Below are 24,310 nucleotides of genomic sequence, written 5' to 3'. Positions count from 1 at the left end.
ACGCTGCTGCTCGGCTGGCGGCGGCCCCATCCCCATGGTGCCGCCGCCAGCCGAGCAGCAGCGGGGTCCCCAGCCGTACGTGCCGCCGGTTCCGCCGCCACCGCACCAGCCCGCCGCGCCCGGCAGGAGGGGCGGCCTGTTCTGGGGGCTGCTCGCCGCCGGTATCGGCCTGGTGCTGATGCTCGTGATCGTGGCCGTGGTGATCCTGAACAGACCCGACGGCGCGGACGAACAGGGCACTCCGCCGCCCGCCAACCAGGGGCCGGACGACTCCGCCCAGGAACCCGACGTGCCCGACGACGGCCTCGGCAACATGGACCCGGACGTGCCCGAGCCCACCAACACCGACGGCAACGCGGTGTCCGAGGACGGCACGGTCCGGTACAGCGTCGAACTCCGCTGCCTGGACTCGATCCCGGGGCGCTCCAGCATCGAGGGCGGCGTGTACTGCGTGGCCGACCTCGCCATGGAGAACCTCGGGAGCGACGAGATCGTGTTCAGCTCGGCCGAGCAGCGGCTGATCACCGACAACAACCGGTGGATCACCGCCGACACCCCCACCTCCGAGGAGAAGAAGGGTTCCCTCTGGGAGCCCGTCTCCCCGGGCGCGGAGGCCAGCGGCGAGCTGGTGTTCAGCGTGAGGTCGGGCGAGGAACCCTCCGTACTGCTCCTCACCCACGCCCAGGACGCCGAGGACACCGCCATCAACGTGTTCGTCAGCCAGGACTGACTCCGCGCGTCCCCGCAGACGACGATCGGGCCCGGCACACCGTGTGTGCCGGGCCCGATCACGTCAGGTGGAGCGCCGCGCGGCTACTCCCACTCGATGGTGCCCGGGGGCTTGCTGGTCACGTCCAGCGTCACCCGGTTGATCTCGCGCACCTCGTTGGTGATGCGGTTGGAGATGCGGGCGAGCACGTCGTAGGGCACGCGCGACCAGTCGGCCGTCATCGCGTCCTCGCTGCTGACCGGGCGGAGCACGACGGGGTGGCCGTAGGTGCGGCCGTCGCCCTGGACACCCACGGAGCGGACGTCCGCGAGCAGCACGACGGGGCACTGCCAGATGTCGCGGTCCAGTCCGGCGCGGGAGAGCTCCTCGCGGGCGATCGCGTCGGCCTCGCGCAGGATCTCCAGGCGCTCCCGGTTCACCTCGCCGATGATCCGGATGGCGAGGCCCGGGCCCGGGAAGGGCTGGCGCCACACCATCTCGGGCGGCAGGCCCAGCTCCTCGCCGACCTTGCGGACCTCGTCCTTGAACAGCTCGCGCAGCGGCTCCACCAGGGTGAACTGGAGGTCGTCGGGCAGCCCGCCGACGTTGTGGTGCGACTTGATGTTCGCGGTGCCGGTGCCGCCGCCGGACTCCACGACGTCCGGGTACAGGGTGCCCTGCACGAGGAACTCGACCTCGGCGTCGTCCTCGCCGCTCTCGGCGACGACCTCACGGGCCGCCTGCTCGAAGACGCGGATGAACTCGCGGCCGATGATCTTGCGCTTCTCCTCGGGGTCGGTGACCCCGGCCAGCTCCGACAGGAACTGCTCCTCGGCGTCGACCACCTTGAGCTTGGCGCCGGTGATCGCGACGAAGTCCTTCTCGACCTGGTCGGCCTCACCCTTGCGCAGCAGGCCGTGGTCCACGAACACGCAGGTGAGCTGGTCGCCAACGGCGCGCTGCACCAGGGCACCGGCCACGGCGGAGTCGACGCCGCCGCTGAGTGCGCAGATCACGCGCTTGTCGCCGATCTGCTCACGGATGCGCTCCAGCTGCTCCTCGACGATGTTGACCATCGTCCAGGTGGGGCGGCAGCCCGCGCCCTCGTAGAGGAAGCGGCGCAGCAGGTCCTGGCCGTGCTCGGTGTGCATGACCTCGGGGTGGAACTGGACGCCGAACAGGCGGCGCTCGGTGTCCTCGAAGGCGGCCACGGGGGCGCCCGCGGTGCTGGCGGTGCTCTTGAACCCGGACGGGGCCTGGACCACGGAGTCGCCGTGCGACATCCACACGCTCAGGTCCTCGGGCAGGCCCTCGAACAGCACGGAGTCGGAGCTGGCGGTCAGCGCGGTGCGGCCGAACTCGCTCAGGTCGGTCCGGTCCACGACCCCGCCCAGGGCGCGCGTCATGGCCTGGAAGCCGTAGCAGATACCCAAGGTCGCGACCCCGGTCTCGAACAGCTCGGCGCCCACGCTCGGGGCGCCCTCGGCGTACACCGAGGAGGGGCCGCCGGAGAGGATGATGGCCTTGGGTTTCTTGGCGAGCATCTCCTCGACGGGCATGGTCGAGGGCACGATCTCGCTGTGCACGTGGCATTCCCGGACCCGTCGGGCGATCAGCTGCGCGTACTGCGCACCGAAGTCGACGACGAGGACGGTGTCGAACGTGCTGTCAGCACCAACGGACACGACGGAGGACCTTCCGCAGAAAAATGTGGATGTCCGTCCAGTCTAGGGCGTTGGCCGTGGTCGGGACGCACCGGTGAGTGTGCCGCCCGGCACCCGTACCGGGCGGCTCAGCCCGCGAACCCTCCGGGGTTCCCGGACTGCCAGCGCCAGGCGTCGCGGCAGGCGTCGTCCACCGTCAGCTCCGCCTTCCAGCCCAGGTCCCGGGAGGCGGCCGTGGGGTCGGCGTAGCAGACGGCGATGTCACCGGGGCGACGGCCGGTGACCGTGTAGGGCAGGGCTGATCCGGTGGCGCGCTCGAAGGCGTGCAGGCCCTCCATGACCGAGGTGCCCTGTCCGGTGCCGAGGTTGTAGACGCGGTGGCCGGGGGTATCGGCGAGGTGGTCCACCGCGGCCAGGTGCCCGTTGGCCAGGTCCACCACGTGCAGGTAGTCGCGTACCCCGGTGCCGTCCGGGGTGTCGTAGTCGTCGCCGTACACGCTCAGCCGCTCGCGGCGTCCTGCGGCGACCTGGGCGATGTAGGGGAAGAGGTTGTTGGGGACGCCCTGGGGGTCCTCGCCGATCAGGCCGCTGGGGTGGGCGCCGATCGGGTTGAAGTAGCGCAGGGAGATGATCCGCCAGCTCGGGTCGGCGGTGGCGAGGTCGTCCAGGATGCGTTCGGCGAACAGCTTGGTGTTGCCGTACGGGTTGGTGGTCGACAGCTCGGCGTCCTCGACGATGGGTACGCGCCGCGGGTCGCCGTAGACGGTGGCGGAGGAGCTGAGGACGAGGTCGCGCACCCCGGCCGCGTCCATTGTCTCGCAGAGGGTCAGCAGGGCGTCGAGGTTGTTGCGGTAGTAGCGCAGGGGCTGCTCGACCGACTCGCCCACGGCCTTGAACCCGGCCAGGTGGATGACGGCGTCGATGTCGTGCCGCTCGAAGACGCCGCGCATCGCCTCGGCGTCGGTGCAGTCGACCCGGTGGAAGGCGACCTCGCGACCGGTGATCCGCTCGACCCGCCGGAGGGCCTCCTCGTGGCTGTTGACGAGGGAGTCGACGACGACGACACCGTGCCCCGCCCGGAGGAGTTCGACCGCGGTGTGGGTGCCGATGTACCCGGCGCCACCGGTGAGCAGTACGTTCATCATCGCTTCCCTGGGATGGGCGGTGCTGGCCCTCCCAGGATATGGGCCGCGCGGGCCCCGATCGGGTTGTCCACGCCACCATCCGTCACCCGGGTTCGTACCCCGGTATGAGGACGCGGGGCCCGGGCCTGGGTAGCGTGTGGCCCCATGCCCCTTCAGCCCCCGCGCCCGGCACCGGGCCGCCTGAGGTCCTGGGCCCGTGAACACCCGCTCACGACGGACCTGTCCTGGGCCCTGCTCTGGTTCGGCCTGACGGTCGCGACCTGGCCGTTCACGAACGCCTCGGCCTTCGACACCGCCGCCTACCTGGCCCTGGCCGCGGGGTGCTGCGCGGCGTTGGGAGCACGCCGCGCGCGACCGCTCTCCTCGATGGCGGTCCTGGCGGTCCTGCTGGCCCTCCAGGTGTGGTGGATGGGCCAGTTCACCACCCTGTCGGTGGTCTGTGTGCTGGTCGCCTCCTACACCTCCCAGACAGAGCTCGCCCCGGCCGGACGCCGCCTCGTCCTGGCGGCCCTGCTCACGGGCACGGCGGGCGCCGTGCTGTTCGTTCCACACACGGTCTTCACGGAGGATCTCGGCGTTCGGGTCACGTCCCTGCTGTTCGGGTGGACGACCCTGCTGATGTTCGCGCTGCTCGGTGCGGTTCGTCGGCACAACCGGGAGGAGGTCGACCGTCTGAGGGAACACGCCCTCCTGCTGGAGACCAAGCGCGAACAGGAACTGAGGCTGGCCGCGCTGGACGAGCGCGCCCGTATCGCCCGGGAGATGCACGACGTCCTGGCGCACTCGCTGAACGTCATCGTCGCCCAGGCCGACGGCGGTCGCTACGCGGCGAGCACGGCACCGGAACGGGCGGTGGCGGCATTGACGACGATCGGCCGGGTGGGGCGCGAGTCCTCCCGTGAAGTCCACCGGCTCCTCGGGGTACTGCGTGAGGACGACCCGCGCCCGCCCCGCCCCGCGCCCGGCCTCGAAGCGCTCGTCCCACTGGTGGAGGAGTACCGGGAGGCGGGACTGCGCGTGCGTCTGGTCCGGGAGGGAGACGGGCCGGGGGACGACGCGCAGGACCCGCCCGCGAGTGTCTCGCTGACGGTCTACCGCCTGCTGCAGGAGTCGCTGGCCAACGTCCTCAAGCACGCGGGGCCGGTGGCCGTACGGGTCGGCCTGGTCCGGACGCCGGGGAGGATCGCCGTCAGCGTGGCCAACCCGCTCGGCACCGTTCCGCTCGGGCCCGGCGAACGGCCCCACGGGCACGGGCTGGTCGGGATGCGGGAGAGGGTGGCACTGCACGGCGGCAGCTTGGAGGCGGGGGTGGACCCGGCGTCCGGGACGTGGCGGATGCGGGCCGTGGTCCCCTGGGAGCAGGCTTGATCCGGGTGGGGCTCGCGGACGACCAGCGGCTCTTCACCGCGGGCGTGGCGATGGTCATCGACTCCCAGCCCGACATGACCGTGCGGTGGGAGGCGGCTGACGGGGCCGAGGCGGTCGGTCGGCAGCGCTCAGATCCGGTGGACCTGCTGCTCATGGACGTCCAGATGCCGGGGACGGACGGCCTGACCGCCACCCGGGCCCTGGTGGACGCGGGCGCGACGTGCCGGATCGTCGTACTCACCACCTTCGACACCGACGAGTACGTGATCGAGGGGATCGAGGCGGGCGCCGCCGGATTCCTGCTCAAGAACACGGACCCCGAGGAACTGTTGGCCGCGCTGCGCACCGTGCACCGGGGCGACTCCGTGATCTCGGCGAGTTCGACGAGGCGGCTGATCGGGCACGTGCGCCCGCTGCTGGGCGGGCGTCCGGGCCCCTCGCTGGCTCTCCCCCGAACCTCCCTGCGGGCGCTGGAGTCCCTGACCCCCCGGGAGCGGGAGGTCCTCACGGCGGTGGCGCGCGGGCACACGAACACGGAGATCTGCGAACTCCTGGTGCTGTCCATGCCCACGGTCAAGACGCACGTGGGCAGCATCCTGGCCAAGACCGGCGCGCGGGACCGGGTCCAGGCGGTGCTGTTCGCCTTCCGGACCGGGCTCGTCGGCCGGGAGGACCTGCTGCGGGGCGCCTGAGCGGGGCCGTTCCGCCCCGGTGGGCCCGCCGCCTCCTACCGTGGGACGGGGCGGTTTCCGGTACCGCGGTCCGATGCGCCGCACGGGCCCGTGGAGGGAGTCTCCTCGGTGGAAGGAGGCTCCATGAGTCATGTCATCACCACCGAGGGTCTGACCAAGGTCTACGGATCGCGTACGGTCGTGGACTCCCTGGACCTGCGGGTCCCCGAGGGCTGTGTCTACGGGTTTTTGGGACCGAACGGGTCCGGCAAGTCCACCACGATGAAGATGCTGTTGTCGCTGGTACGACCCAGCCGTGGCGGGATCAGCGTCCTGGGGCGCCCGGTCGACCGCCGCAACCGACACGAGGTGGCGCCGCTGATCGGTTCCCTGATCGAGTCGCCTCCGGGTTACGGGCACCTGACGGGGCGCGAGAACATGGCGATCGTCCGCCGGATGGTCGGTCTCACCGACCGCCAGGTGGAGCGCGCCGTGGCGACCGTGCGGCTCGGCGACCACATGGACCGGCAGGTCCGCGCCTACTCGCTCGGCATGAAGCAGCGGCTGGGGATCGCCATGGCGCTCGCCCGCGAGCCCAGGCTGCTCGTCCTGGACGAACCCACCAACGGGCTGGACCCGGCGGGGATCGAGGAGATCCGCGACCTCCTGGTGTCGCTGGCCGACGAAGGGGTGACCGTCATGGTCTCCAGCCACCTGCTCGACGAGGTCGACCGGATGGCGTCCGTCCTGGGGATCCTCGGCCGGGGGCGGCTGGTCTTCCAGGGCACCAGGAGCGAGCTGTTCGATCGCAGCACCCCGGACCTGATCGTGGACACCACCGAGCCCGAGCGAGCCCTGGCGCTCGGCCTGTCGGCCGCTCGGGTGCCCGAGGGCCTGCGCCTGACCGGGCTGGGAGACGACGGCACCGCCGACCTGGTCCGGTTCCTGGTCCACCACGACGTCCCCGTGCACGGGGTGCGCCGGGTCCGCCGGTCCCTGGAGGAGGTCTTCATGGACCTGACCGGACACGAGGGCCTCTCGTGATCCACACGGCCGTGGGCCTGGAGCTGCGCAAGACACGCCGACTTCGACTGTGGGCACTGTGCCTGGTGATGGTGGTCGCCGTCGTCGTCCTGACCACGATGAACCTGGGATCGGAGTCGACGCGGGCCGGGTTCACCGATCCCGGCGCCCAGCCGTGGGAGCAGCTGTTGCTCAACCAGGTCCTGATCACGGCGATGACCTCGCCGATCCTGGTGGCGGTGCTCGCGGGCCGCCAGGTGGAGATCGAACACCAGGGACAGGGGTGGCTCCTGGCCAGGGTGAGCGGTTTCGGCCCGGGACTGCTCTGCCTGGCCAAGGCCGTGGTGGTCGGTGCCGCGCTGACCGTGACGGTGGCGGCCCAGTGCGTCCTGGTCGTCGCGGCCGGGGCGGTCGCCGGGATCGGGTCCGCCCCTCCCCTGGACCTGTGGGCCCGGTACGGGCTCTGTCTGGTGTCGGTGCACCTGGCGGTGCTGTGCCTGCACCTGTGGCTCGCTGCCCGGGTCGACAACCAGCTCGTGGGGCTGGGGGTGGGGCTGCTCGGCGCGTTCTACGCGGTCACCTCCCTGCTCATGCCCGTCCAGGCGGCCTACTTCCTGCCCTGGGGTTACTACGCGGCGATCTCGCCGCTGGCGATGGAGGGGAACCACCTGGTCGCGGCGGCGCCCGCCGGCTGGCCGTTCGCTCTCTTCCTGTGCGCGTCCGCGGCCCTGTTTTGGGCTGCCTGTCGGCGCTTCGACCGCGGCGAGGGAGGTCCCGCGTGATCGTCGCCGAACTCGCCAAACTGCGCCGGTCGGCCCTGTGGGTCGTCTCGGTGGTGCTGCCGGTGCTCGCCGTCACCGCCGGGACGCTGAACTACGCCGGCAACCAGGGAACCCTGTCCTCCGGGTGGGGTCCCTACTGGTCCCAGGCGGTGCTCTTCCACGGGCTGTTCTTCATGGCGATGGGGGTGGCGGTTCTGTCCTCGGCTTCCTGGCGTATGGAGCACAGGGGGAACAACTGGAACCTGCTCATGTCCGCCCCCGTCCGTCCTGCGGCGATCGTGGGCGCCAAGATCCTGTCCCTCACCCTGGTGGTGGGGGTGATGCAGGTGGTGATGCTGCTCCTGGTGGCCATGACCGGGTCACTCGTGCTGGGGCTGGGAGGGACCCTGCCCTGGGAGTACGCCCTCGTGGCGCTGCTGGGCGTGGTGGCCGCCCTGCCGGTCGTGGCCGCGCAGTCACTGCTGTCGATGCTGATCGGCTCGTTCACCCCGCCCGTCGCCCTGGGGCTGCTGGGATGCGCGATCGGGACGGGGGCCCTGCTCGGCGGTCAGGGCGGCGTCCTGTCCCACACGGTCCCGCACTCCGTGCTCACCTCGGCGCTGTTCGTGGGAAACAGCGCGGTCTCCGACACGACGGGCCCCGACCCCGCCGCCGTGGTCGCCATCGTCTTCTCAGCGCTGGCCCTGACCGCGGCGCTGTGGGTGCTGTCCGCGTTCGTGCTGTCCCGCCGGGACGTGCCCTGAGGAAGGTCCGCTCAACAGGAGGGGCGGGCGCCGCGTACGGCGCCCGCCCCTCCCCGTCACTCACATCCGGGGATCGCTAGTGCCGGCCCGGCGAGGTACTGCGCCGGGTGTCGATCCGCAGGACCTGCGGGTCGTGGTCGCTGACCTGGTCGTGGAACTCGGAGTTGATCCGGGCGACCTCGTAGTCCACCCGTCCGGCCAGGGCGCCGTTGACCAGGATGTGGTCGAGCGCCTGCGAGTTGCCGTCGAAGACGTAGTTGTAGCCCTCGTCCTCGTCCAGCAGGTCCACCATGGGGTTGGTGAGCGCGCCGTCGCCGGTGAGGATGTCCAGGGTCGTCGAGAACTGGAAGTCGTTCAGGTCGCCCATCACCACCAGGTTGGCCTCCGGGTCGGCGGCGAGGAGGTCGTCGGCGAACTCTCGCACCAGGGTGGCCTGCTTGTGGCGCTGGGTCTCGGTCACCCGGCTAGGCGGCTGGTTGACGCCGTGCAGGGACTCGTCGCCGCCCTTGGCGTTGAAGTGGTTGGTGACCACGTACACGTCGCGGTTGAGCGCGCGGAAGTGGCCGACCAGCGGCTTGCGGCTGGAGTTCCACGCCTCGTCCCGGGGCGCGATCCGGCCCGGGGAGACGGACAGCTCGACGCCGCGTTCCCCCTCCACGACCTCGACCGGGGTGGTGGCGTCGCCGCCCTCGGCGTCCACGAACTGGACCCGCGTGGGGTTGAAGAGGAAGGCGTTGCGGATGTTCCCGCCGGGGACCCCCCCGTCCTTCTTGTCCTCGGGGCTGATCTCACGCCACTCGTAGGTGGGTCCGCCCGCCGCAGCGATGGCGTCGACGAGGCGGTCCAGCGTGACGTCGGCGGCCACGACACCGTCGTCGGTCTCGCTGCTGTTGTCCTGGATCTCCTCCAGTCCGACGATGTCCGGTGCGCCCAGGTAGGCCGCGAAGCCCTCGGCGAGGGCGTCGAAGTCGGCCTGGTCGTCCGCGCCGCCGAGGTTCTCGACGTTGTAGGTGGCCACGCTGATCTCGTGCCGCGCGGTGTCGCGGACCGGGACGCGCTCCAGGTCTCCGGGGACGTGCTCGCCCAGGGTGGTGGCGCGGACCAGGTAGCCGCCGAACCGGCTGTAGTAGACGGGGCCCTCGGTGACGCCCGCCAGGGTGTCGCCGACGTTCGCCTCCGGGAAGGGGCGCACGTCGCGGTCGAGCAGAGACTCGATCTTCACACGACCGGTGTTGGGGTCGTCGTAGGAGCCGTAGTGCACGCCGCCGTTGCGGGTGCGGTTCTCGTCCGGGCGGGTGGTCACCCACAGGGCGTCGTAGCCGTCGGTGGCAGCGATGACGGGGGCGTCCTCCACGCGGACGGTCATGTGTTCGTGGGCGGCCCAGAAGTCCAGGGCGTACTTGTCGGGCTCGAGTTCGAGCTCGGTGACGTCGCCGCCGTGGTCCGGGGCGTGGTCCTGGGGGATGGCGTCGGCGTCGAGCAGCACCGCCTCGGGGAGGTCGTTGCCCCGGGAGAGGGTGGTCCACCGGGCCTTCTCCAGCTGGGTGATGGTCTGCGCGCCCGTCTGGGGACGGTACTCGCTGACCTGTCCGGCCGCCAGCACCTCGTCGCCGACCGCCACGTCGGGTGTGGTGGAGCCGGTGAAGACGAACAGCGCCTCGCTGGTACGCGGGTCGCCGTCTCCCTCGGTGTCCTGGAACCAGAACCCGCGGCCGCTGCCGAAGGCGTTGACCGCGGTGACCACACCGGGCAGTCCGATCACCTGGTCGCCCGCGTACGGGGAGGTCCGGGTGGTGCCCTGGACGTCGTGGATGCGCAGCTCGCCGGGTTCGACGGGTTCCTCGGGTTCACCGCCTCCGGGGCCCTCGACGGTCTCGCCCGCGCCGTTGGTGGGGGTCGGCTCGCCCACGGTGAAGTCGGCGGAGTTGTTCCCGGAGTGGGTGAAGGCCCCGTCGCGGGACACCGAGGTGGTGTTGCCGGTGCCGCGCGCGGGCGACCCCGCGTGGACCACGGCGTCGCCGTAGCCGACGACGTCGACGATCGACCCGTCCTCGGCGCAGGTCGCGGCGGTGCGGCACTCGACGGGGGCGGTGCCCTCCACCAGGAGCACGGCCCCGGCGGAGGCCGACATGTTGGTGTTGCCGGTGTCGTCGGGGGTGGGGAGGTCGGTGGTGCCGCCGGTTCCGGCCGCCTGGCGGACCAGGTGGTGTTCGCCGGTGGCGACGCTGCCGCTGAGCGGCGTCACCTGGACCCGGGTGTTCGGGCCGGGGCGCGCGGGCAGGTACTGCACGCTCCACCCGGTGAGGTCGACGTCGGCCGCGGTGGGGTTGCCCAGCTCGACGAAGTCGTGGCGCAGTTGCGCCCCGCTGTTGCCGCCACCGCCGTAGACCTCGCTGATCACGGGGGTGTCGGCCGAGGCGAGGGCGGGCAGCGGGGCGAGGAGGCTCGCGCCCAGTGCCGCGGCGGCCAGTGCGGCGGCGGAGGCGAGGGTTCTCCGACAGGCAGGGAACGTGGTTCTGGAGGGGGTTGGGGACACGCCTGCTCCGGTTTCTGGGGGGAATCGGGGGGATCCGTGGGGCCACATCATCGCGGTCACGGATGTCCGCTTGAAGGAGTGCACATGAAATGAAGGCGTCCCGGTGTCCGATTGTTGTGATCACACGACAAGCGGCGGCCCGGACCCCGGTGTGATCCTCCAAGGTCCGGGCCGCCGTCGTCCACTGGTCCGGTCCGGCTACAGACGTGGGTCGACCGGCTCGGTCTCCAGTGCGAGCACCGCGAAGACCGGTTCGTGCACCCGCCACAGCGGCTCACCGGCGGCCTGGCGGGTCAGGGCCTCCAGGCCGAGCTTGTGCTCGCGCATGGCCAGTCCGTTCTTGCGGCCGAGCCTGCGGTCCTTGAGCACCGCGATCCGCTCCGGGTCGGTGTAGTCGGCCCCGTAGATGATCCGCAGGTACTCGGGGCCGCGCACCTTCAGCCCCGGCAGGGCCAGCCCCTTGCGGCCCCTGGCCCGGGCTCCGAGCAGCGGCTTGACCACCATGCCCTCTCCGCCCTGGTCGACCATCTCGCGCCACCAGTCGGCCGCCGCCGAGCAGGAGGCCGGATCGGTGGTGTCCACCACCCGGTAGCGGGTGGCCTGGACCATCCCGCCGGTCCCGGCGAGCTGCTCGGCCACGCCCATGTGCCAGAGGTGGTCGGCCTCGGTGTACTCCCTGCCCTCGGTGGCCAGGAGCGCGAACGGGGCGAAGCGGAGTCCGTCCGCGCCCTCGGTGTCCCAGGTGTAGCGGCGGTAGACCTGGCTGAACGCCTCGGTCTGTTCGGTGCGCCGGGCGATGGTCGCGGCGAGCCCGCCGACGTCCACGCCCCGGTCCGCCGCTGCCGCCAGCGCGGCGGAGGCCGCGGGCAGGGAGGCCCGGGCGGCCGCCCCCACGGAGGCGTACTGCTCCCGGATGAGGGCGTGCGCCTTGGCGGACCAGGGCAGCATCTCGCCGTCCAGGGCCAGCCAGTCGGTGCCGAGCCGGTCCCAGAGCCCGGCGTCGGTCACCGCCCGCCGCAGTCGGTCGACCACCTCCGCCTGGACCTCGGGGTCGCGGAAGAAGGGGCGACCGGTGCGCGTGTACACGGTGCCCGGTTCGCCCGGGACGAAGCAGCGCGCGGCGGCGGCCTCGTCACGGCAAAGGACGGCCACCGCCCGCGAGCCCATGTGCTTCTCCTGGCAGACCACCTCGCCCACCCCGGAGCCCCGGTAGGCGGCGAAGGCCTCGTCTGGGTGTTCCAGCAGGCCGGGGTCGGCGGCGGTCGGCGCCGGGGCCATCGTCGGCGGGAGGTACAGCAGCCACCGGGGGTCCACGGAGAACCGGCTCATCACCTCCAGGGCGGCCACGGCGCTCTCGGAGTCGGCGCGCACGGTCCCGTACCCGGTCTCGACCACGAGTCCGGCGTGGTGGTCGGCCACTCCGACGTCGTTGATGTCGATGACCTGACCGGTGCCGCGCTCCTCGGGCCGGGGCTGGGTCTCCACCAGGGGGCGGACCGGTTCGTACCAGGTGCGCTCGGCGTCCACGTCCACGATCTCCCGTTCGGGGTAGCGCAGCGCGGTGAGCCTGCCGCCGAACACGCAGCCGGTGTCCAGACAGATAGTGCGGTTGATCCACTCGGCCCTGTGCGTGGGGACGTGCCCGTAGACCACTGTGGCCCGGCCCCGGTAGTCGCGGGCCCAGGGCAGGCGGACGGGAAGGCCGAACTCGTCGGTCTCACCGGTGGTCTCGCCGTACAGCGCGAAGGAGCGAACCCGTCCCGAGGCGCGGTTGTGGTACTCCTCCTTGAGACCGGCGTGCGCCACCACGAGGTCGCCGCCGTCCAGCACCAGGTGGCTGACCAGGCCGTCGCAGAACTCCAGGACCTCCTTGCGGAACTCCTCGCTCTCGCGGCCCAGCTGCTCGACGGTCTCGGCCAGGCCGTGGGTGAGCCTGCCCTTGCCGGTGCTCAGATACCGGACCAGCTTGTTCTCGTGGTTCCCGGGCACGCAGAGGGCGTCGCCGTCGGCGACCATGCCCATGACCAGGCGCAGGACCCCGGGGCTGTCGGGGCCCCGGTCCACGAGGTCTCCGACGAACACCGCCGTGCGGCCCTCGGGGTGCCGGGCGCCGACCGGTCGGCCCAGGTCGTCGCGGCGCAGTTCGAAGCCGAGTTCCCCCAGCAGGCTCTCCAGTTCGGAACGGCAGCCGTGGACGTCCCCGACGATGTCGAAGGGGCCGGTGAGTTCGGTCCGCTCCGGCCAGGGGCGCTCCAGCTCGACGCGGACGGAGTCGATCTCCTCCTGCCCCTGGAGGACGTACGTCCTCCGGATGCCCTCGCGGGACATCCGCTTGAGCCCCTCCTTGAGGTCGCGGCGCTGACGGCGGATCACGTGGTCGCCGAAGTCGCGGTCGGGGCGGACGCGGTTGCGCTCGCGGGCCACCACCTCGGGCACGTCGAGGACGATCGCCGTCGTGAGGACGTCGTTGTCCTTCGCGATACGGACGAGCTGGTCGCGCGCCTTGCGCTGGACGTTGGTGGCGTCCACCACAGTCAGCAGCCCGCGCCGCAGGCGGATGTCCACGACGGTGCCGAGGAGGGCGAAGGCGTCGGCGGTGGCGCTCTGGTCGTTCTCGTCGTCGCTGACCATGCCCCGGCAGAAGTCGGAGCCGATCACCTGGGTCGGCTGGAAGTGCCGGGCGGCGAAGGTGGACTTGCCCGATCCGGAGACCCCGACCAGCAGGACGAGCCCCATCCGGGGCACGCCGAGCACTCGGGGCTCGCGGGCGGCCTCGTCGTTCGACTCGTTCACTTGGTGAAGACTCCCATCTGGGTCGGTGCGCCGGTCTCGGGGTGTTCGGGGCCGACCGGCAGGTGGCGGACGGTGTAGCCGTGTTCGTCGGCGACCCGGTCGGCCCAGGCGGCGAACTCGGCGCGGGTCCACTCGAAGCGGTGGTCGGCGTGCCGGAACTCCCCCTCGGCCAGCCCCTCGTAGTGGCGGTTGTACTCGACGTTCGGTGTGGTCACCAGGACGACCCTGGGGGCGGCGTCGCCGAAGACGACCTGCTCCATGGCGGGGAGCCGGGAGGGGTCGAGGTGCTCGACGACCTCCATGAGCACCGCCGCGTCGTGGCCCTGGAAGCGGCGGTCCCGGTAGACCACGGAGCCCAGCAGGAGTTCCGGGCGGGGCCGGTGCGACGCACCCTCGCTGCGGGTGGCGGGCTCGGCGAAGAGGGGCCGGTGGCGACTGCCGCCGTCCGGGTGGCAGCCCTTGCAGAGCCTGCGGTGGGCGACTTCCAGACTGCCCAGGTGCACGTCCACCCCGGTGACGCGCTCCAGGGAGCGGTCGCGGACCAGTCGCTCCAGCAGCCTGCCGCCGCCGCAGCCGAGGTCGATGACGCTGGTGGCCCGTTCGGCTCCCAGCACCGCCATGATCGCGCCCGCGCGCTGGTCGGCCAGCGAGGGCTCGCGTTCCTCGACGGCGGGGTCGCTCGGCACCAGGGCGGCGGTTCCGGCGGCCTCACCACCGTTCCCGTCGCCGTTCCCATCGCCGTTCTCGTCGCCGTTCCCGTCGTCGGGCCGCGAGGCTCCGTCCTCGGCCTCGGTCAGACGTGCCAGGGCGGTGCGTACGTACTTCTCGCGGCGGGCGAGGTAGCGGCGGGTGATCCAGGCGCGTTCGGGGTGCCCGGCCAGCCAACCCGCGCCGTCCTCGTCGACCACACCGTCGACGGGTGCGCCACCCGCGCGCAGGAGCTTGTCGATCTCGGCGGAGTCCACCCAGTAGTGCTTGTGGCCGCCCTCCATCGCGGGCAGCAGCACGTACAGGTGGCTGAGCGCCTCGGACAGCCGCAACGTGCCGGTCAGGGTGAGCGACAGGTAGTGCGAGTCGCCCCAGCCGGGCAGGCCGGGGTCGAGCGGGACCGGGGTGGCCTCCACGGTCCAGCCGAGGGGTTCGAAGAGCGCGCGCGCCCGCTCGGGGCCGGAGTGGCAGGGCACCGCTGGCAGGTGCAGGACCAGGGGGATGGGGGTGCGGGCCAGTTGCGGGCGGCGATCGCTCGCCCCCCGGATCGCGGACCGCAGCACCTTGCCGAGCGCCACCGTGAACAGCGAGGAGGAGGCGTAGGGGCGGTCGTTGACGTACTGGGCGAGGGCGAAGTCCGGGGAGCTCACTGACGTTCGCGAGCGCAGCAGCGCCTGCGGGTCCACTTCCAGCAGCAGCGCCGCCGTGCAGCGTTCGTCGGTGGCCTCGGGGTAGAAGACGTGCGCCGTCCCGAAGGACTGCTCGAAGCTCTGCGCCTTGTCAGGGTGCTTGTGCAGCAGGTGTCCGAGGTCCGTCGCCGGCTGGGCGGTGGTGGTGATCGTCAGTAGCACCCGAGCATTGTTTCCGACGGGGTCACCGCCGACCAGTGTTTTTTCGATGCGTTCCGAAGCGAGCTGAGCGCGGGTCAGGCGCGGGCGGGGTCGCGCCGTCCGTGGGAGCGGGTGACCAGCAGCGCCGAGAGGGCGACCGCGACGCCGAGGGAGAGCACGGTCACGAGGTACCAGGGCACCCACGGGCTGGTGGCGGTGGCGAAGTCCGGGAACCGGTCCCACAGCCACAGGTCCAGGTAGGTGGCCGCGTTGGTGGAGGCCACGGTCAGAACGATGTAGAGGGGCAGGGAGTACAGGACGACGGCGAGCGGGCGGGGCACGCGCGTCAGCCGCAGCAGGAGCAGGGCCAGGGCCGGCGCGGCGAGCGTGGCCACGGCCGTGGCGGCCAGTCCGGCGCCGATGTTGGCGCCGACCACCTCGTCGGACTGGACCGTGACGAGAAGGGTGTTGAGCAGCCAGCCGAGGCCCTCGGCCAGGAGGGCCCCGCCGACGCCCACGGCGAGGCCGAGGAGGGCGGCGCGCGTCGGGGAGGTCTCTTCGGGGGTCGTGTTCGTCATGGGACCAGTCTGCGCCGCGCCCGCCCGCCCCGCATGAGTACTCCTACTCAGCCAGGCCTGTCCCGCTCGGCCCCTCCGGGCCGGGCGCGTGGCGCGGGTCCACCCCGAGCTCGGACATGGCCAGGGCCGCCTCGGCGCGCGCGGACCCGAAGAAGGCCCACGGCACGTCGCAGACGTACCGACCGACCATGCCCAGGTGCCAGCGGGCCAGGTCCGGCTCCCCCGCCCGGTGGAAGGCCCAGCCGAACAGGTGGTGGGCCTGTACGTCCCTCACGTGCGGGACGGCCGCGGAGGCCCACCCCTGGGCGAGCTCGAACAGTTCACGGACGGCGTCGCCGTGCAGGCGTCCCATCGCCATGGAGGTGATGTAGGCGCTGTTGCCCTCCCGCACGAGCCGCCGCTGCTCTCCGCGCAGGAACTCGGCGTGGGCCACAGCGAGGACGGACGGCAGCGGGCTGCCCTCGGGCGCGGTGTCGGCCACCGCCCCGGCCGCGGCGAACATCTCCTCCGCCGATCCCCCTCGGGCGGGTGCCAGGGAACGTACCCGTGTCACGTGCGCCGGGTACAGGTGCGGCGCCCTGGACACCACCTCGGACCAGGCCGCCTCCCGTTCCTCGTGCTCTCCCAGCCCCATCGCCACGGTCTGGAGCGCGGACCAGGGGGCGGCGTCGTCGGAGTTGAGCCGGGCCGACTCCGCGAGGGGGACCCGCGCCTCGTGCAGGGCCGCCTCGAAGGCCTTGCGGTCGGCCTGGGCGGTGTCGGCTCCCCCGGAGGGCATGGCCACGGCGCGGGCGATCAGGGCGTGGCCGAGCCAGAGCATCGCGTCGGCGGGGTCGGCGCCCTCCTGGACCAGCTCCGCGATCTCGTTGGGGCGGTCCACGGCGGCCCTTCCCAGCGCCTCGGCCTGGTAGGCGCGGACCTCGGGGTCCTCCCTGGTCTCCACGAGCAGGGTCGCACCCACCTCCGTGTCGCCCTCCCGCACCGCCTCGCAGGCGGAGCGCAGCAGGGGGTCCGTTCCGTAGGAGGCCGAAACCAGTACCGCCTCCAGGTCGGTGCCCTGGAGGCCCCGCCCCGGTTTCCATCCGAATCGCCACATGTCAGCGAGGTTAGGACATGCGGCGTCAACGCCAGCACAGCGCGGGTTCCCGCGTCCACCAAACGCACCGGTGGAACACGCCGGGGCGCGGTGGCAGTCGCCACCGCGCCCCGTCCCGGGACCCGCGCGCGGGTCCCGTGTGTGACCGTCAGGCCTTCGTGGACTCCGAGGCCTCCGTGGTCTCCCGGGCCTGCGCGTCCTTCGACACCTCCTCGGGCTCCTCGGCCCCAACCGTCTGCCCGGCCTTCGGCTGCTCCTCGCCGAGCGGGGCGACCAGGCCCTTCGCCTTGTCACGGCGGTGGTTGATCACCTGGAGCGCGATGAGCACGACGCCCGCGACCGTACCGGCGATGATGAACCAGTGCTCGGACACCTGCACGGACAGCAGCGACTCGGTCCAGCCGCTCCACTCGGGGGCGATCAGGACCAGGGCGGCGGAGAGCCCCAGCGCGATGCGCTCGCCGAGCAGGGTGCGGCGCAGGAAGAAGCCCTCGATCGCCATGGCACCGGCGGCCAGGGCCACCGATCCTGTGGCGATCGCCAGCACCAGGTCGATGACGGGACCGTCCACCTCCATGAGCGCCGAGTAGGCCATCAGGAGGGGGATCAGGTACAGGCCCTTGGCGAACTTCCACGAGGACACGCCCGAGCGCATCGGACTGGAGTTGGCGATACCCGCCGCCGCGAAGGCCGCGAAGGCCACCGGTGGGGTGACGTTGGAGTCCTGGCTGAGCCAGTACACGATCATGTGCGCGACGATCAGCGCCAGACCGAGCTGCTCCAGCGCCGGACCCGCCAGGATCACCAGCACCACGTAGGAGGCGGTCACCGGCAGGCCGATGCCCAGGATCAGGGAGGCCAGGGCCACCATCACCAGGGTCATGAACAGGTTGCCCGCGAAGGCGTTGACCAGCACGTCCGAAAAGACCAGGCCCAGGCCGGTGAGCCCGACCATGCCGACGATGATGCCCGCCACGGCGCACGCCACGGAGACCGGCAGGGTGCTGCGGGCCGCCATCACGAACACCTCGAGGAAGTCCTTGAGGCTGAGACGGCTGCTCGCGCGCAGCATGGCCACCACGAGCAGGGCGCCGCAGGCGGCCAGACCGGCCTGCGTCGGCGGCACGTAGTTGAGCAGCAGGACGATCAGCAGGATCAGCGGGGCCATGAAGTGCCAGCCCGCGCGCATCACGATGGCGAAGGTGGGGATCTCGTCCCCCTTCATCGGCCGGATGTTGTTCTTGCGGGCGAGGATGTCCACGAACAGGAACATCAGCGCGAAGTACATGATCGCGGGGATGATCGCGACCTTGACGATGTCGGCGTAGGGGATGCCCAGCCGCTCCGCCATGAGGAACGCGCCGGCGCCCATGATGGGCGGTAGGACCTGGCCACCGGTGGAGGCGGCTGCCTCGACCCCGGCCGCGTCGTGCTTCTTGTAGCCGACCTTCTTCATCAGCGGGATGGTGAAGGGGCCCGTGGTGACCACGTTGGCGATGGCGCTGCCGGAGACCGAACCCATCAGGGCGCTGCCGAGCACCGCGCCCTTGGCCGGACCGCCGACCATGCGGCCGGTGAGGACGTAGGCCAGGCCCACGAAGAAGTTGCCGCCGCCGGTCTTGGACAGCAGCGCGCCGAACAGGATGAAGACGAACACGAACGTGACGACGACCCCGAGTGTGAGCCCGTAGATGCCGTCGTTGCCCAGGTAGGCGTGGGTGGAGATGCGCTGGATCGTCACGCCCGAGTGGCCGAAGTCGCCGGGGATCAGCGGGCCGATCCAGGCGTAGTAGATGAAGGCGGCCACCAGCAGCACCATGATGAGGCCGACCGAGCGCCGGGTCGCCTCCAGCAGGACCACGATGGCGACCACGCCCATGATCCAGTCCAGGTCCGTGTAGGCGCCCGCCCGTCGGGCCAGCTCCGCCTGGTAGACGATCGGGTAGAAGCTGACCACCACGGTCGCGACGACCATGACGAGGTCGAGCACCGCCCCCGCCACGAGGGCGACCGGGTTCCCCTCCACCGTGGACTTCTTGAACGGCGGCATGATGACGAACACCATCAGCATGACCAGCATCAGGTGCATGAGCCGCTGCTGACGCGCGTCCAGACCGGAGCGCAGGGCGATCCAGAGCTGGAAGGCGGTCAGGGCGATTCCCAGGAGGAGGATGATCCCGCCCATGGCCAGCCCGAACCGGCCCTCGCCCCAGCGCTCGGCGGCGATCCTGCGCCAGAACGGCGGGGCGTCGTCGTTGAGCCCGTCGACGTCCGGCAGGGCGTCGGCGGAGGTACCGGCGGTGCGGCCTCCCTTGCCGGAGGCCGCCTCGGCCGACTCGTCGGCGGTGGCGGTGGCGGTGTCGTCGCGGCCGTCCCGCTCCGTTTCCTCCGGAGTCGGGGGCGCTTCACCCCGCGCCTGCGGTTTCTCAGCCATGTTCTTCCTCGGGTTCAACAGATGGACCGCGCGGTGCGTGAGAACACGGTGACCACGCGGCGGAGGGTGCTTCAGGCGGGGGGACGACCTGACTTCGGGGGACTGCTACTCGTCGCAGACCGGCTGCGGTGAGCGGCCGACCAGCAGGACGAGGGTGGAGATCCGGGCGGGTTCGACGGCCACCCTGCGGGAGGTGAGGCACGGGGAGAGCCGTACCTCGGCGTCGGGCGTGCGCAGCCGGTGGTCCACGGAGGCCGTGCCCACGCGGATCGCGAGCTCCGGGCCGACGTGGCGGTTCATGTCCTCGATGACCCACCACTCACCGTCGGCCCGGCCGGTGCCCTGTCCGGGGATCTGGCCCATGCCCGCGCCGAACTGGCGCAGGCGGGTGGAGTCGGCGACCAGTTCGCCGTCACGGACCTCGAGGTTCTCCTCGATCGGCAGGTGGTCGATCGAGTGCACGTAGGAGACGGTGAACTGTTCGCCCTCGGCCAGCGGCAGGTGTCCGAGGCGGTCGCCGTCGACGCTCAGGCGCAGCGCGGGCCACACGGGCACCAGCGCGCCGACGACCAGGGCCGCGCCCAGTCCTGCGCCGACCCACAGGGCGGCTCGGCGGAGCGCGGAGATCCGCGGACGCCGGGGCTCGGCGTCCGCGGACGGTCCCACCGCGGTCGGTTCCATCGGTGCGTGCGACCTACTCTTCGTCGGTGTCCTCGGCGGCGCTGTCGCCCGCCTCGGAGCCCTCGGGGCGCAGTTCGGCCGGGATGTCGACGCCCTGCTCCTCGTAGAAGCGGATGGCGCCAGGGTGGACCGGCACGGGGCTGTTCTCGATGGTCTCCGGCACCAGGTACTCCTCGCCCGGGGCGTAGACGCCGATCACCTGGTCGATGTGCTCGAACATCGCCTTGGTGATCTCGTAGGCCTGGTCCTCGTTGAAGGTGCCGGGCACGACCAGGGCGTTCCAGACGGCGATGGTCGACACGTCGTCCTCGATGCCCGGGTAGGTGCCGCCGGGGACGACGTGCTCGGTGTAGCCGCCGTAGCCGCTGACGATCATGTCCCGCTCGTCGTCGCACATCTCGATGAGCGCGATGTCCTCGGTGGTGCCGAGCTCGGTGATGCCCGAGTGGCCCTCGCCGACGACCCAGGATCCGGCGTCGAGCTGGTTGTTGGTCAGGGCGTTGGCGGTCTCCGCGTAGCCCAGCTGCTGGATCTCGACCTCGCTCGGGCCGATCTCCAGCGAGTCGAAGACCTGGTTGGTGGTGGCCTCGTTGCCGCTGCCGATGTCACCCACCGAGTAGCGGGTGCCGATGATGTCGGAGAAGCACTCGAAGCCCTCGCGCTCGGCGATGCTCTGGAGCGTCACGGCGTGGAAGACGTTCGGGTACAGGACCGCGAGCGAGTAGGTCTCGACGGGATCGCCCTCGAAGTCGCCGGTGCCGGTGAAGCCCTGGTCGGCGGCGTCGCCCTGGACGATGGCCAGGTGGCTCTCGCCGGAGCCGAGGAGGCGGATGTTCTCCACGGAGGCGCCGGTGGCCTCGACGGAGGCGGACTGGCCTTCGAGGTTGTCGCCGATGATGCCGCGCAGGGCGCCGCCGATCGGGTAGTACACACCCGTCGTGCCGCCGGTGACGATGCTGAGGTTGCTCTGGACTTCGCCGCCACCGAGCTCGATGTCCTCGGCGGCCTGCTCAGCGGGCTGCGAGCAGGCGGCCAGCATGAGCACGCTGGCGGGGATGGCGACCAAAGACAGTTTGGAGCGTCGCATGGTTGTGGGGGTCCTCTCGGGATGCTTGGTGAGTCAGGGGGCGCGGGAGTGCCGGGGGATACCCGCTGGCCGGGCCCGAACCGTGCGTCCGGTTCCGGCACGCGGGCCTCGGGACGCAGTCGTGGCCCCCGCCCCGCCACCGCGAGAAACGTAACCGTCATCACGTCGAAATCCGCAGACCCCGGGAAGGGATTTGAGCCTCTTCTGAGGTTTCGCACTCGTTGGTATCGTTCGGCCATGACGTCGTCCGTCCCCCAGCGTCTGTGGAGCGTCACCCGGTTCCTGGCCGTCTGTACCGTCGTGGTCACAACGCTCACCTGGGCTTCTCCCCTGCACTCGGCTCCCCTTCGGCTGTCCGTCGGTACCGGCGGCGCGGGCGGGGTCTACCACGTGTACGGCAGCGGGCTCGCGCAGGTCACCGAGGCCCGGCAGGACACCTGGATCACCGCGCTGACCACGGCGGCGAGCGTGGAGAACAACCTCCGGGTGGCCGACGGGACGTTGGACGTGGCCTTCACCCTCTCCGACGTGGCCGCTCTGGCCGTCGAAGGGAAGAAGCCGTTCGAGCGGCCCCTGCCGATCTCCGCCATCGCCCGTCTGTACGACAACCACACGCACGTGGTGGTTCGCGCGGATTCGCCCGTGGAGGAGATCGCGGATCTGGCCGGGGGGTCGGTCTCGGTGGGTTCGGCCGGTTCGGGTACCGAGATGATGGCTGATCGGCTGCTGGAGCTGTCCGGGCTGAGGGTGTCGCCCATCGGGGAGGTGCCCAGCCCCGACGGGGAGGTGGAACGTCTCCAGCTGTCCATCGGTGATTCGGCGCGGGCACTGGAGGAGGGGCGCGTCGACGCGTTCGTCTGGTCCGGGGGGATACCGACCGAGGCGGTCGGTGAACTCGCCGAGCGCCTGCCCATCCGGCTTCTGGACCTGGCCAGCCACGTACCCGCGCTGACCGAGCAGTACGGGGAGTACTTCACGGAGCTGCCGGTTCCGGCCGGGACCTACGCGAACGTTCCGGCGGTGAGGACGATCGGGGTGCCGAGCCTGCTGGTGGTGAACTCCGCGATGCCCGAGTACCAGGCCGAGGAGTTCACCCGGTTGCTCTTCGAGTTCCAGGCGGACCTGGTCGAGATCCACCCGGTCGCGCTGCACCTGCACCCGCGTTCGGCGATCTCGACCCTGCCCGTGCCCCTGCATCCGGGTGCCGTCGACTACTACCGGTCGGTGAAGTACGCCAACGACCGGCCACCGCCCGAGGCCGTGAAGCCCTCCGCGGAGATGGGGCCGTCCAACGAGCTGTCGCCGGTCACGGGCCCCTGAGACACTGGCGAGCCCGGTCCGCGCCCACCGCCACCCGGGCACCAACCCGGATCAGAGGCCGGGAGGCGACACCAACCCACCGGCTGCCTGATCAGGGAACTCTCGCCGTGGGCCCGTCGGGAACCCCGAACCCGGAAATCCGGCGGGCGCGCGCCCACGGGCCGGTCGCAGCGCGGTCTGGCCGGGTTCACTTGCTGGTGATGCTCCACGTGCCGTCGCCCCCTGCGGCGGTGTCGTTGAGCGCGGTCCACGCGGCGTTGTCGAGTTTGAGGGCGTCTTGGAGATAGGCGGAGACCGCGTCGGCGACGAGGGCGACGCGGTCGGGGTCCTCGTCGGTGGTCTCGGCGACCATCTCACCGGCGAGGCCGCCCAGGGTGTGCTCGCCCTCGGCGATCTCGAGCAGGCTCTTCGGTGCGGGGCTGAGGTGATAGGCGTCGGTGAACCACTCGGGCCCCCGGGTGGAGAGCTGGGAATCGTCCCTGCCGCCCGCGATGACCAGGGCCGGAGCCGTCATGGTGGAGTAGTCCGGCCTCATGAACGGGAGATGCTCGAGGGCGAACGGGGTGAGGGTGTCGCCCGTTCCGGTCGCGGCGATGAGCGCACCGGCCGAGACCGCAGCGTGGGAGAAGCCCTCCCCGGGAGTCCCGTCGGCGTCGAGCACGCGCGCGCCGAGGAGCGCACCGGCGCTCTGGGCGCCCCAGGAGTGGCCGACGACGGCGACGCGGTCCCGGTCGGCACGATTCTCCAGATCGCCCGCTTGGAGAAGGATGTCGTCGAGGCGGTCGAGAACCGCGTGGAGGTCGGCGATCCGAACGCGCCAGACGGTGGCGAAGCGCGGGTCGTCCCACGTGAGTCCGTTCCGGCGGGAGTCCAGGTGGGTGGGCTGCACGACGACGAACCCGGCGGCCGCCCACCGGTCGACGAGGGGCTCGTATCCGTCCATGGACCATGCGTTGCCGTGGGAGAACACGATGACCGGGAGGTTCCGGCCTGACAGTGGGGCGGTGACCTTCACCTGGAGGTCGATGCCGCGGCCGGGCACGGGAACGACGATGGGCTTGACCGCGACGATGCGCTGGTCGGGGTGGTGAGAAGGCATGGGGAACCTGTGCTTTCTTCATGGGGGCGCCCTGCCATACTTTGACGGAGCACCGTTCCGCCAATTTAGCGGAACACTGTTCCGCGAGCAAGGGAGTGCCACGTGCCGGAACCTGTCGGAGTACGCCAAGCACAGGCACTGCGCACGCGCGGCGCCGTGCTGGACGCCGCGGCGGCGGCCTTCGTGGACCAGGGAGTCCAGGCCCCCATCCGCGACATCGCCGAACGCGCTGGCGTCGGCGTCGGCACGATCTACCGGAACTTCCCGACCCGGGCGGACCTCGTCACCGCCGTCTACCGGCACCAGATCGACACCTGCGCCGCACTCGCACCCCGGCTCCTGGAGGAATCGGCCGCTCCGTTCACCGCCCTGACCCGTTGGGTGGACGCGTTCGTGGACTTCCTGGTGACCAAGCACGGCCTCGGCGCCGCTCTGGGATCCGGTGACCCCGGGATGGAGAACCTCCACGCCCTCATGCTCGACACCCTGCTCCCGGCCTGCGCGACGCTGCTGGACGCCTGCGTCGCCGACGACGAGCTCAGTTCCGACATCGCCGCCTACACGCTCATGCGCGCCATCGGAAACCTCTGCATCACCGGCCCCGACTACGACCAGGCCGACGCCAAGCGCATGGTCGCGATCCTCCTGGCCGGGTGCCGTCGCGAGGCGTGACGAGCGAGACCGGCCGCCCCGCTGCGCACGACACCGAACTGGAAGTACGACCGGAGAGGGGTTGGCCCCACACGCGACCGCGTGGTGCTCGCGGTGATCGGCCGGGTCGAGGCGCGGCAGCGGGCGCCGTGGGAGCCGGGCCGCGCGTGGACCGCGGCTGTTCGCCGCTCAGGATCTCCCTTCGACACACTGCTCAGGGAGCATCCGGGGCCCGCCCGGTCGCGGTCTCGGGCTCATCTGCACCGTGCTCGGCCAGGCGAAGCCTCAGCCGGGCGTCGATCCCGTTCGGCTCCCGGGAGGTCAGGTCCAGGCTCGCCCCCTGGAGCTCCAGGAGCGTGACCACGATGGACAGCCCCAACCCGGAACCGCCC

Annotated in this window: 19 protein-coding genes and 1 pseudogene; 8 read left to right on the top strand and 12 right to left on the bottom strand. The window is 71.5% G+C overall.

The genetic code is table 11. The features are described 5' to 3' along the window. Positions 1 to 730: DUF4352 domain-containing protein (locus ADX84_RS20965; RefSeq protein WP_049578185.1), on the top strand; the 730-nt coding region annotated here is incomplete at its 5' end. Positions 731 to 813: 83 nt separating this feature from the next. Here the strand turns inward: ADX84_RS20965 and guaA are convergent. Together guaA and galE are read right to left on the bottom strand one after the other, a co-directional pair. Further along, a complete protein-coding gene (gene guaA / locus ADX84_RS20960) occupies positions 814 to 2,394 on the bottom strand; it encodes a glutamine-hydrolyzing GMP synthase (protein ID WP_049578179.1) in 1,581 nt (526 codons plus the stop codon). Between the two features lie 107 nt (positions 2,395 to 2,501). Beyond that, on the bottom strand, positions 2,502 to 3,515 hold the full coding sequence (gene galE / locus ADX84_RS20955) for a UDP-glucose 4-epimerase GalE (protein WP_049578182.1): 1,014 nt from the start codon (positions 3,513 to 3,515) through the stop codon (positions 2,502 to 2,504). A 147-nt stretch (positions 3,516 to 3,662) separates the two neighbouring features. Here galE and ADX84_RS20950 point away from each other — a divergent pair, with 147 nt between their 5' ends. The 5 genes from ADX84_RS20950 to ADX84_RS20930 all read left to right on the top strand — a co-directional run bounded on the left by ADX84_RS20950 (position 3,663) and on the right by ADX84_RS20930 (position 8,105). Further along, entirely contained in the window at positions 3,663 to 4,886 is a 1,224-nt protein-coding gene (locus ADX84_RS20950; RefSeq protein ID WP_049578177.1) for a sensor histidine kinase, read from the top strand. Next, a complete protein-coding gene (locus ADX84_RS20945) occupies positions 4,883 to 5,578 on the top strand; it encodes a response regulator transcription factor (protein WP_049578175.1) in 696 nt (231 codons plus the stop codon). The genes ADX84_RS20950 and ADX84_RS20945 overlap by 4 nt, the downstream gene beginning before the upstream one ends. Positions 5,579 to 5,701: 123 nt before the next feature. After that, complete coding sequence (locus ADX84_RS20940) at positions 5,702 to 6,601, top strand: ABC transporter ATP-binding protein (RefSeq protein WP_049578173.1); 900 nt, start codon at positions 5,702 to 5,704, stop codon at positions 6,599 to 6,601. Continuing rightward, positions 6,598 to 7,362: an ABC transporter permease gene (locus ADX84_RS20935; protein ID WP_049578170.1), complete on the top strand. Its 765-nt coding sequence runs from the start codon at positions 6,598 to 6,600 to the stop codon at positions 7,360 to 7,362. The genes ADX84_RS20940 and ADX84_RS20935 overlap by 4 nt, the downstream gene beginning before the upstream one ends. After that, positions 7,359 to 8,105, top strand: a complete 747-nt coding sequence (locus ADX84_RS20930; protein WP_049578167.1) for an ABC transporter permease — start codon at positions 7,359 to 7,361, stop codon at positions 8,103 to 8,105. The genes ADX84_RS20935 and ADX84_RS20930 overlap by 4 nt, the downstream gene beginning before the upstream one ends. A 76-nt stretch (positions 8,106 to 8,181) precedes the next feature. Here ADX84_RS20930 and ADX84_RS20925 read toward each other — a convergent pair whose 3' ends face one another. The 8 genes from ADX84_RS20925 to ADX84_RS20890 all read right to left on the bottom strand — a co-directional run bounded on the left by ADX84_RS20925 (position 8,182) and on the right by ADX84_RS20890 (position 20,848). Beyond that, positions 8,182 to 10,641 carry an endonuclease/exonuclease/phosphatase family protein gene (locus ADX84_RS20925; RefSeq protein ID WP_049578165.1) on the bottom strand — a complete coding sequence of 820 codons (2,460 nt, stop codon included), beginning with the start codon at positions 10,639 to 10,641 and terminating at the stop codon, positions 8,182 to 8,184. A 198-nt stretch (positions 10,642 to 10,839) separates the two neighbouring features. Then, positions 10,840 to 13,434 (bottom strand): polynucleotide kinase-phosphatase, encoded by a 2,595-nt coding sequence (locus ADX84_RS20920; RefSeq protein WP_049578162.1) that lies wholly within the window; start codon positions 13,432 to 13,434, stop codon positions 10,840 to 10,842. Next, positions 13,431 to 14,993, bottom strand: coding sequence for a 3' terminal RNA ribose 2'-O-methyltransferase Hen1 (locus ADX84_RS20915; RefSeq protein ID WP_049578160.1), 1,563 nt, complete (start codon positions 14,991 to 14,993; stop codon positions 13,431 to 13,433). Before ADX84_RS20915 ends, ADX84_RS20920 begins: the two co-directional genes overlap by 4 nt. Positions 14,994 to 15,067: 74 nt before the next feature. Beyond that, a complete protein-coding gene (locus ADX84_RS20910) occupies positions 15,068 to 15,550 on the bottom strand; it encodes a hypothetical protein (protein WP_049578157.1) in 483 nt (160 codons plus the stop codon). Between the two features lie 43 nt (positions 15,551 to 15,593). Next, positions 15,594 to 16,646 (bottom strand): hypothetical protein, encoded by a 1,053-nt coding sequence (locus ADX84_RS20905; protein WP_049578154.1) that lies wholly within the window; start codon positions 16,644 to 16,646, stop codon positions 15,594 to 15,596. A gap of 148 nt (positions 16,647 to 16,794) precedes the next feature. Continuing rightward, entirely contained in the window at positions 16,795 to 19,080 is a 2,286-nt protein-coding gene (locus ADX84_RS20900) for a TRAP transporter fused permease subunit (RefSeq protein ID WP_049578152.1), read from the bottom strand. A gap of 105 nt (positions 19,081 to 19,185) precedes the next feature. Next, positions 19,186 to 19,761 carry a DUF1850 domain-containing protein gene (locus ADX84_RS20895; protein WP_049578149.1) on the bottom strand — a complete coding sequence of 192 codons (576 nt, stop codon included), beginning with the start codon at positions 19,759 to 19,761 and terminating at the stop codon, positions 19,186 to 19,188. A gap of 13 nt (positions 19,762 to 19,774) precedes the next feature. Next, positions 19,775 to 20,848 carry a TAXI family TRAP transporter solute-binding subunit gene (locus tag ADX84_RS20890; RefSeq protein ID WP_049578146.1) on the bottom strand — a complete coding sequence of 358 codons (1,074 nt, stop codon included), beginning with the start codon at positions 20,846 to 20,848 and terminating at the stop codon, positions 19,775 to 19,777. A gap of 237 nt (positions 20,849 to 21,085) precedes the next feature. Here ADX84_RS20890 and ADX84_RS20885 point away from each other — a divergent pair, with 237 nt between their 5' ends. Next, complete coding sequence (locus tag ADX84_RS20885) at positions 21,086 to 22,168, top strand: TAXI family TRAP transporter solute-binding subunit (RefSeq protein ID WP_049578144.1); 1,083 nt, start codon at positions 21,086 to 21,088, stop codon at positions 22,166 to 22,168. A 187-nt stretch (positions 22,169 to 22,355) separates the two neighbouring features. Here the strand turns inward: ADX84_RS20885 and ADX84_RS20880 are convergent, their stop codons facing one another. Beyond that, complete coding sequence (locus ADX84_RS20880; protein WP_049578142.1) at positions 22,356 to 23,267, bottom strand: alpha/beta fold hydrolase; 912 nt, start codon at positions 23,265 to 23,267, stop codon at positions 22,356 to 22,358. A 102-nt stretch (positions 23,268 to 23,369) separates the two neighbouring features. Between ADX84_RS20880 and ADX84_RS20875 the strand changes: the two genes are divergently transcribed. Next, on the top strand, positions 23,370 to 23,939 hold the full coding sequence (locus ADX84_RS20875; protein WP_049578139.1) for a TetR/AcrR family transcriptional regulator: 570 nt from the start codon (positions 23,370 to 23,372) through the stop codon (positions 23,937 to 23,939). 193 nt (positions 23,940 to 24,132) lie between these two features. Here ADX84_RS20875 and ADX84_RS26115 read toward each other — a convergent pair. Continuing rightward, positions 24,133 to 24,310 (bottom strand): annotated as a pseudogene (locus tag ADX84_RS26115) (ATP-binding protein); the annotation flags it as partial.

This window comes from Nocardiopsis sp. SBT366 (assembly GCF_001083815.1).
Classification (GTDB): Bacteria; Actinomycetota; Actinomycetes; order Streptosporangiales; family Streptosporangiaceae; genus Nocardiopsis; species Nocardiopsis prasina.
Note: the sequence above shows the minus strand (reverse complement) of the source record. Positions and strands in the feature narration are given on the sequence as shown.